This window comes from Citrobacter sp., from assembly GCF_050252275.1.
Lineage (GTDB): Bacteria > Pseudomonadota > Gammaproteobacteria > Enterobacterales > Enterobacteriaceae > Citrobacter_A > Citrobacter_A amalonaticus.
Map to the genome: position 1 here is coordinate 1 of NZ_JBFWLF010000202.1, position 8,367 is coordinate 8,367.

Annotated in this window: 8 protein-coding genes and 2 tRNA genes; 7 read left to right on the forward strand and 3 right to left on the reverse strand. The window is 53.2% G+C overall.

The features are described from left to right. Positions 1-81: 81 nt before the first annotated feature. On the reverse strand, positions 82-171 hold the full coding sequence (locus AB7E14_RS16230) for a YnhF family membrane protein (RefSeq protein ID WP_086512609.1): 90 nt from the start codon (positions 169-171) through the stop codon (positions 82-84). Between the two features lie 293 nt (positions 172-464). On the opposite strand from AB7E14_RS16230, the gene purR reads away from it, so the two are divergent. Beyond that, on the forward strand, positions 465-1,490 hold the full coding sequence (gene purR / locus AB7E14_RS16235; RefSeq protein WP_044265381.1) for an HTH-type transcriptional repressor PurR: 1,026 nt from the start codon (positions 465-467) through the stop codon (positions 1,488-1,490). Here the strand turns inward: purR and punR are convergent. After that, entirely contained in the window at positions 1,487-2,419 is a 933-nt protein-coding gene (punR, locus tag AB7E14_RS16240; protein WP_044254691.1) for a DNA-binding transcriptional activator PunR, read from the reverse strand. The genes purR and punR overlap by 4 nt on opposite strands. 111 nt (positions 2,420-2,530) lie before the next feature. Between punR and punC the strand changes: the two genes are divergently transcribed. After that, positions 2,531-3,736, forward strand: coding sequence for a purine nucleoside transporter PunC (gene punC, locus AB7E14_RS16245; RefSeq protein ID WP_044265384.1), 1,206 nt, complete (start codon positions 2,531-2,533; stop codon positions 3,734-3,736). A 291-nt stretch (positions 3,737-4,027) separates the two neighbouring features. After that, complete coding sequence (gene cfa, locus AB7E14_RS16250) at positions 4,028-5,176, forward strand: cyclopropane fatty acyl phospholipid synthase (protein ID WP_043000816.1); 1,149 nt, start codon at positions 4,028-4,030, stop codon at positions 5,174-5,176. Positions 5,177-5,217: 41 nt separating this feature from the next. On the opposite strand, the gene AB7E14_RS16255 is transcribed toward cfa, so the two are convergent. Further along, on the reverse strand, positions 5,218-5,859 hold the full coding sequence (locus AB7E14_RS16255) for a riboflavin synthase (protein ID WP_043000817.1): 642 nt from the start codon (positions 5,857-5,859) through the stop codon (positions 5,218-5,220). A gap of 219 nt (positions 5,860-6,078) precedes the next feature. Here AB7E14_RS16255 and mdtK point away from each other — a divergent pair, with 219 nt between their 5' ends. From mdtK to AB7E14_RS16275, 4 genes are all read left to right on the forward strand, one after another. Continuing rightward, entirely contained in the window at positions 6,079-7,452 is a 1,374-nt protein-coding gene (gene mdtK / locus AB7E14_RS16260) for an MdtK family multidrug efflux MATE transporter (protein ID WP_428169672.1), read from the forward strand. A gap of 151 nt (positions 7,453-7,603) precedes the next feature. After that, a tRNA-Val gene (locus AB7E14_RS16265) sits at positions 7,604-7,680 on the forward strand. 4 nt (positions 7,681-7,684) lie between these two features. Continuing rightward, a tRNA-Val gene (locus AB7E14_RS16270) sits at positions 7,685-7,761 on the forward strand. Between the two features lie 353 nt (positions 7,762-8,114). Next, positions 8,115-8,367: monooxygenase (locus AB7E14_RS16275; RefSeq protein ID WP_428169673.1), on the forward strand; the 253-nt coding region annotated here is incomplete at its 3' end.

The following is an 8,367-nucleotide window of genomic DNA, read 5'->3' on the forward strand; positions in this document are numbered from 1 at the left end:
TAACAAAAATACAAAAGACTTTTGCAGATACAATAACAATATGGCGGGAGGTTCGAGGGAGCAGGAACTCCCCCGAGGGGATCAGTGCAGTGCCGCCGTCAGGCCGCCCGCAACGATTAAAGCCAGGACAATAAACGTGGTCACTAATGAAAATTTCAGATCGGTGCTCATCAACTTTTCTCCTTTTTATACCCACACAAAAAGTGATATAGCGCATTTTTACACACTTGAGTGTAAAAATCTCCCACGATTTAGAGTGATATGTGCTTTTAATACTTCCCCTTTTCGTAAAGATCAGACAAAATTCGACGCTTACTTGATTAGCGTACCGGCCATTGACCCCTTCCTGACGTTCCGTGTCGTTTCCCGGCGTGCCGCAGCCCTGACGTTGGGCACAGGATGAGTAAAGGCAAACGTTTACTTGGCGTAATTTAATGTTCAGGTTGGGTCTGGAGTGAGATTTAATGGCAACAATTAAAGATGTAGCGAAGCGCGCAAACGTTTCCACTACAACCGTGTCACACGTAATTAACAAAACGCGTTTCGTCGCTGAAGAAACACGCAATGCAGTGTGGGCGGCAATCAAAGAATTGCACTATTCCCCCAGCGCGGTTGCCCGTAGCCTGAAAGTTAACCATACCAAATCTATCGGTTTGCTGGCGACGAGCAGCGAAGCCCCCTATTTTGCTGAAATTATTGAAGCGGTTGAGAAGAACTGCTTCCAGAAGGGCTATACCCTGATCCTCGGCAACGTCTGGAACAACCTGGAAAAGCAGCGTGCCTATCTGTCGATGATGGCGCAAAAACGCGTTGATGGCCTATTGGTAATGTGTTCCGAATACCCCGATCCCCTGCTCTCGATGCTGGAAGAATATCGTCATATCCCAATGGTGGTGATGGACTGGGGCGAAGCCAAAGCCGACTTCACTGATACGGTGATTGATAACGCCTTCGAGGGCGGCTACATGGCAGGCCGTTACCTCGTCGAGCGTGGACATCGCGAAATTGGCGTGATCCCAGGACTGATGGAGCGTAACACCGGCGCAGGCCGTTTGGCCGGATTTATGAAAGCGATGGATGAAGCGCTGATTAAAGTGCCTGAAAACTGGATTGTTCAAGGCGACTTCGAGCCGGAATCCGGCTACCGCGCCATGCAGCAAATTCTGTCGCAGGCGCATCGCCCAACGGCGGTCTTCTGTGGCGGCGATGTCATGGCGATGGGCGCCCTTTGCGCCGCTGATGAGATGGGTCTGCGCGTCCCGCAGGACGTGTCGCTGATAGGCTACGACAACGTGCGCAACGCCCGCTTCTTTACACCAGCGTTGACCACCATCCACCAGCCGAAAGATTCACTGGGTGAGACGGCCTTTAATATGTTACTGGACCGTATCGTCAATAAACGCGAAGAGTCGCAGTCTATTGAAGTCCACCCGCGCCTGGTGGAGCGCCGCTCCGTGGCGGATGGCCCGTTCCGCGACTACCGTCGTTAAGCCTCTTCTGCGGGAGTCTCATCGGGCTCCCGCAGCCACTCTTTGTTCAGCGTTTCACTGTCTCCCAGATAATCCAGCAGCCAGATCAGCGCAGGTGACATATCATTCTGCTGCCAGGTCAGGCAACAGGCCGCATCCGGGAAAGGATTCTCCAGATTTAACGCGACCCACTGCCCCTTGTTGAGATACGGCTTGGCGAAATGTGTCGGGACCATGCCGACACAGAGTCCGGCGCTGATACAAGTCGCGGAAGAATCCCAGTCCGGCACCACCACCCGCTTCTGATTGTCCAGCAGCCAGGTCACGCGTTTCGGCAGCGTGCGGGAGGTATCTTCCAGCACCAGCGACGGCCAGTTGCGCAACGCGTCATCGCTTAACGGCCCGCTCATGGCGGCCAGCGGATGCGTACTGGCAACGACACAACACCAGCTCAGCTTACCCATATCGCGGAAAGTGTATCGTCCGCCAACCGGGATCGCCTGGGTTGCCCCGATGGCGAGTTCGACCCGACCATCTGACAGCGCGTCCCAGACGCCATTAAACACCTCCTGGAATACCAGTAGTTCCACGTCATCAAAGTGGCGGTAGAAATCGACGATCAATTGCCGCGTGCGTTCCGGGCGCACGATATTGTCCACCGCAATGGGGAGTTGCCCACGCCAGCCGTTAGCGATCTGCTGACACTGTTGACGCGTGATCTGCATTTTTTTGATGACAGAGCGGCCTTCTTTCAAAAACCAGGCGCCCGCCGGGGTTAACACCACATCACGATGGCGACGTTCAAAAAGCGGGACGGCCAGCCACTCTTCCAGTTGGCGAACCGTATAGCTAACCGCTGAAGGCACCCGGTGCAACTCCTGGGCCGCGGAACTGAAGCTCCCGTTGCGTGCCACGGCATCGACCACTTCCAGCGCATATTCTGACCACATAATCTGCCTACAAAATTTTTGAATGCAATAAACAAATATTACCGTTTCACAAGCCCAAATTCACTCCCTACACTCTGCGCCAGTGTGATTAATCAAAATTAGAGAACAACTATGCAACCAGGAAAAGGGTTTTTAGTCTGGCTGGCAGGGCTCAGCGTGTTGGGTTTTCTGGCAACCGACATGTATTTGCCCGCTTTTGCCGCCATTCAATCTGACCTGCAAACACCGGCCTCTGCCGTCAGCGCCAGCCTGAGTCTGTTTTTAGCAGGCTTTGCCGTCGCCCAACTGCTGTGGGGACCACTCTCTGACCGTTATGGCCGTAAACCGATCCTGTTGCTGGGTCTGTCTGTCTTCGCCCTCGGTAGCCTGGGTATGCTGTGGGTGGAGAGCGCAACGGGCCTGTTAGTACTGCGTTTTATTCAGGCCGTGGGAGTCTGCGCGGCGACCGTCATCTGGCAGGCGCTGGTTACCGATTACTATCCTTCGCATAAAATTAACCGCATTTTCGCGACCATCATGCCGCTGGTCGGGCTGTCTCCTGCACTGGCGCCGTTATTAGGCAGTTGGATTCTGACCCATCTTTCCTGGCAGGCGATCTTTGCCACGCTGTTTTTCATCACGCTGCTGCTGATGCTGCCCGCCCTGTTTTTAAAGCCCACCACCCGGGCTCGCGATGACAGCAAGGACAAACTGACGTTCACCACCCTGCTGCGTGCGAAAGCGTACCGCGGCAACGTCCTGATTTACGCCGCCTGTTCTGCCAGCTTCTTTGCGTGGTTGACCGGTTCCCCGTTTATTTTGAGTGAAATGGGCTACAGCCCGGCGGTGATTGGGCTGAGCTACGTACCGCAGACCATTGCTTTTCTGATTGGCGGCTATGGCTGTCGCGCCGCGTTGCAAAAATGGCAGGGACAACAGCTCCTGCCCTGGCTGCTGGTTATCTATGCGCTGAGCGTGGTGGCAACCTGGGCGGCAAGTTTTATCCATCACATCACGCTTGCAGAGATCCTGATCCCCTTCTGCATAATGGCGATTGCCAACGGGGCTATTTACCCGATTGTGGTTGCCCAGGCGCTGCGTCCATTCCCGCAGGCGACGGGTCGTGCCGCAGCCCTGCAAAATACCCTGCAGTTGGGTCTGTGCTTCCTGGCAAGCCTGGTCGTTTCCTGGCTTATCAGCACACCGCTGTTGACCACGACCAGCGTGATGTTGTCTACGGTGGTACTGGCTGGACTGGGCTATAAGATGCAACTGCAGCCTTCTAACGACAGTGCGCAGCATGATAATTGCGGGATTGCCCACAGCGAATCCCATTGATATCACTCATAATCACCGTTAATTAGTCGGCTAACAATTTTTGGTTGTATCATCGTTTTTTGAGGCCTATACTAAATTTCGGTTGTTAAAATTACGATAATTATTATGCGTTAACGGGAACCGGAGCGTTCCCGGTTCCCCATGGATGGCCTTTTCGGCAAGGGGTCCTCCCTTCCTCTGTTCTACGTCGGATAATAGACTCGCGGAATGTTTCCGTGAGATTTCTCACAAAGCCCAAAAAGCGTCTACGCTGTTTTAAGGTTCTGATCACCGACCAGTGATGGAGAAACTATGAGTTCATCGTGTATAGAAGAAGTCAGCGTACCGGATGACGACTGGTACCGTATCACTAACGAATTATTAAGCCGCGCGGGCATTGCCATCAACGGCTCTTCACCAGCAGATATACGCGTTAAAAACCCCGATTTTTTCAAACGCGTTTTACAAGAGGGGTCGCTCGGTCTGGGTGAGAGTTACATGGATGGCTGGTGGGAATGCGATCGGCTGGACCAGTTTTTTAGCAAAGTTCTGCGAGCAGGACTGGAAAACCAACTTCCCCACCATTTCAAAGATACCCTCCGCATCGCGGCCGCTCGCCTGTTCAATCTGCAAAGTAAAAAACGAGCGTGGATCGTCGGTAAAGAACATTACGATCTCGGCAACGATCTGTTCAGCCGTATGCTCGACCCCTTTATGCAGTATTCCTGCGCGTACTGGAAAGACGCGGATACTCTGGAGGCAGCGCAGCAGGCCAAACTGCGGTTAATCTGTGAGAAATTGCAACTGCAACCCGGTATGCGTGTGCTGGATATTGGCTGCGGCTGGGGTGGTTTATCGCACTATATGGCGACGCATTACGGCGTCAGTGTGGTTGGCGTGACGATTTCAGCCGAGCAGCAGAAAATGGCTCAAGCCCGCTGTGCCGGGCTGGATGTGTCGATTCTGTTGCAGGATTATCGTGATTTGCACGATCAGTTTGACCGCATTGTCTCGGTAGGCATGTTTGAGCACGTCGGCCCTAAAAATTACGCGACCTATTTTGACGTGGTTGATCGTAATCTGAAACCCGAAGGGCTGTTCTTATTACATACCATCGGTTCGAAAAAAACCGACAATAATGTCGACCCGTGGATCAACAAGTATATCTTCCCGAATGGTTGCCTCCCGTCAGTACGTCAGATAGCCAACGCCAGTGAATCGCACTTTGTGATGGAAGACTGGCATAACTTCGGCGCGGATTACGACAAGACGCTGATGGCATGGTACGAGCGTTTTCTCGCTGCCTGGCCTGAAATTGCCGAGAACTATTCCGAGCGTTTTAAACGGATGTTCAGTTACTACCTCAACGCCTGCGCCGGCGCGTTTCGCGCCCGCGATATTCAGCTCTGGCAGGTGGTATTCTCGCGCGGCGTTGAAGACGGCCTGCGCGTAGCCCGCTAAACTTTCTTATGCCCCCGCCGTCTTGCGGGGGCTGGAGGGTTTTACGCTTCGCTGGCGGTTTTCGTTACCGCCGCTTCACGCGCAGCCAACACGCGTTCTACCGTATCCACCACCGCCTGCGTTTGCGGATCGATTTCGATATTGACGCGCGCGCCCAGTTTTTTCTTACCCAGCGTCGTGCGTTCCAGGGTTTCCGGAATGAGATGCACGCAAAAACGCGTCGCGGTGACTTCTCCGACGGTCAGGCTGATCCCATCAATCCCGATAAAACCTTTGTACAAGATGTATTTCATTAGCGTCGGATCCTGGACTTTGAACCAGATCTGACGGTTGTTTTCGGAGGTTAAAATCTTTGACACTTCCGCGGTGGTCATGATGTGACCGGACATCAGATGCCCGCCAATCTCATCGCTGAATTTTGCCGCACGCTCGACGTTAAGCAGGTCGCCCACCTTCAGATCGCCCAGATTGGTGATCCGCAGCGTTTCTTTCATCAAATCAAAACTAATGCGATTGCCGTTAATTTCTGTGACGGTCAGGCAGCAGCCGTTATGCGCCACCGATGCGCCCGTTTCCAGCGCGTCCAGCATGTATTCAGGTAATTCCACTACATGGGTGCGAAAATTGGGTTTTTCATCGATCGACACCAGTTTTGCGGTGCCCTGCACAATACCTGTAAACATACCTACAACTCCTGAATTCAGTTAAGCCATTTCTGCCTGCCACAATAGCAGTTGGAAAATCAGGTTGCCAGTGAAGTGCCCCTTGGCCTGTTTTTTTCACTGGTGAAATTAGCATTCATCGCTACAATAGACTGAAATTTCCCCTTACATCTTCTTCTTGCTGCCACCCGTGGCGGCTTTTTTAGTCTCTCAAATAAAAACAAAATGATAGGTGTACACGTGCAGAAGTATATCAGTGAAGCGCGTCAGTTATTGGCTCTGGCAATACCGGTGATTCTTGCGCAAATCGCCCAAACCGCAATGGGGTTCGTCGATACCGTGATGGCGGGTGGTTACAGCGCCACCGATATGGCGGCCGTCGCCATTGGGACCTCCATCTGGCTGCCCGCCATTCTGTTCGGCCACGGGTTGCTGCTGGCGCTGACTCCGGTGATTGCTCAGCTCAATGGTTCCGGACGCCGCGATCGCATTGCGCATCAAGTACGCCAGGGCTTCTGGCTCGCGGGTTTCGTCTCACTGCTGATTATGATTGTGCTGTGGAACGCCGGTTATATCATCCGCTCTATGCATAACATCGATCCGGCCCTGGCGGATAAAGCCGTCGGTTACCTTCGTGCATTGTTATGGGGCGCGCCGGGCTATCTGTTCTTCCAGGTTGCGCGTAACCAGTGTGAAGGTCTGGCGAAAACCAAACCCGGCATGGTGATGGGTTTTCTTGGCCTGCTGGTCAACATCCCGGAGAACTATATCTTTATCTATGGTCACTTCGGCATGCCGGAACTCGGCGGTGTCGGCTGCGGCGTGGCGACTGCGGCGGTCTATTGGGTGATGTTCAGCGCCATGCTCTGGTACGTGAAACATGCGCGTTCAATGCGCGATATCCGCAATGAACAGCGTTTCAGCAAGCCGGATAACGTGGTGATGAAGCGCCTGGTGCAACTGGGTCTGCCGATTGCGCTGGCACTGTTCTTTGAAGTCACATTGTTCGCCGTGGTGGCGCTCCTGGTTTCACCGCTGGACATTGTCGATGTCGCCGGTCACCAGATCGCCCTGAACTTCAGTTCGCTGATGTTTGTTTTGCCGATGTCACTGGCGGCGGCGGTCACTATTCGCGTGGGCTATCGTCTCGGACAAGGTTCAACGCTGGATGCGCAAACCGCCGCGCGTACCGGTTTAGGTGTTGGCGTCTGCATGGCGTGCCTGACGGCTATCTTTACCGTGACGCTGCGTGAGCACATCGCCCTGCTCTATAACGACAATCCTGAAGTCGTGACGCTGGCGGCGCAACTGATGCTGCTGGCGGCAGTTTATCAGATATCGGACTCCATCCAGGTCATCGGCAGCGGGATCCTGCGTGGTTATAAAGATACGCGTTCGATTTTCTTTATCACCTTTACCGCCTACTGGGTGTTGGGATTACCGAGCGGTTATATTCTCGCCCTGACCGACCTGGTGGTGGACAGGATGGGGCCGGCTGGATTCTGGATGGGCTTTATCATCGGCCTGACGTCGGCGGCGGTTATGATGATGCTGCGAATGCGCTTCCTGCAACTTCTGCCTTCTACGGTAATTCTGCAGCGCGCTGCGCGATAAAACGACGATAGCCGCCAGCTGGCGGCTATTCTCTCGACATTTTGCGCACTTCCTCCGCAATCGAGTGAAATCCTGAAGAAAATTACCATTTCCCTCTTGCCACCTCCCGGCTCTGCCGCTAATATTCGTCCCCGTTGTCACACACAACGTTGCGTTCATAGCTCAGTTGGTTAGAGCACCACCTTGACATGGTGGGGGTCGTTGGTTCGAGTCCAATTGAACGCACCATTTTGCGTCCGTAGCTCAGTTGGTTAGAGCACCACCTTGACATGGTGGGGGTCGGTGGTTCGAGTCCACTCGGACGCACCATTTCACCGCCTGGTGAAATGGTGCCTGTTCTCTTTCCCTGCTTTCCTATTTTTCTCTGGTATTATTTCTCATCACTCAGTTTCGCGTAATAAAAATCAATAAATTATCCATTCATTGATTCATATTCCTGACTTGCGGGTGTGGGGGAAGTCTTCGCTTACCTTCCCATTAACCGTGTTGTATTGATGCAGCTTATTAACTACTTTCACTCCTCGCTTACCATGACCTCCACCGCAGCATGAATGGGGTTTGCGCGCCCTGATTCTGGTACACTCCCCGACATAGTGTCAGGGAGAAGAGTTCAGTTCATTGTCACTGTGAATGATCATTACGTCGTTGAATGGAGAATGGATATGCCGAAATTGTTACAACTTCACTTCGCTTTTACTGGCCCATTTGGCGCAGAAATGGCTGAGCAACTGCGTGGTCTGGCGGAGTCGATTAACCAGGAGCCGGGATTTATCTGGAAGGTGTGGACGGAGAGTGAGCAAAACAAGGAAGCGGGAGGGATCTATCTTTTCAAAAGCGAGGAGACCGCGCTGGCTTATCTGGAAAAACATACCGCGCGTTTAAAAAACCTTGGCGTTGACGAAGTCATCGCGAAAG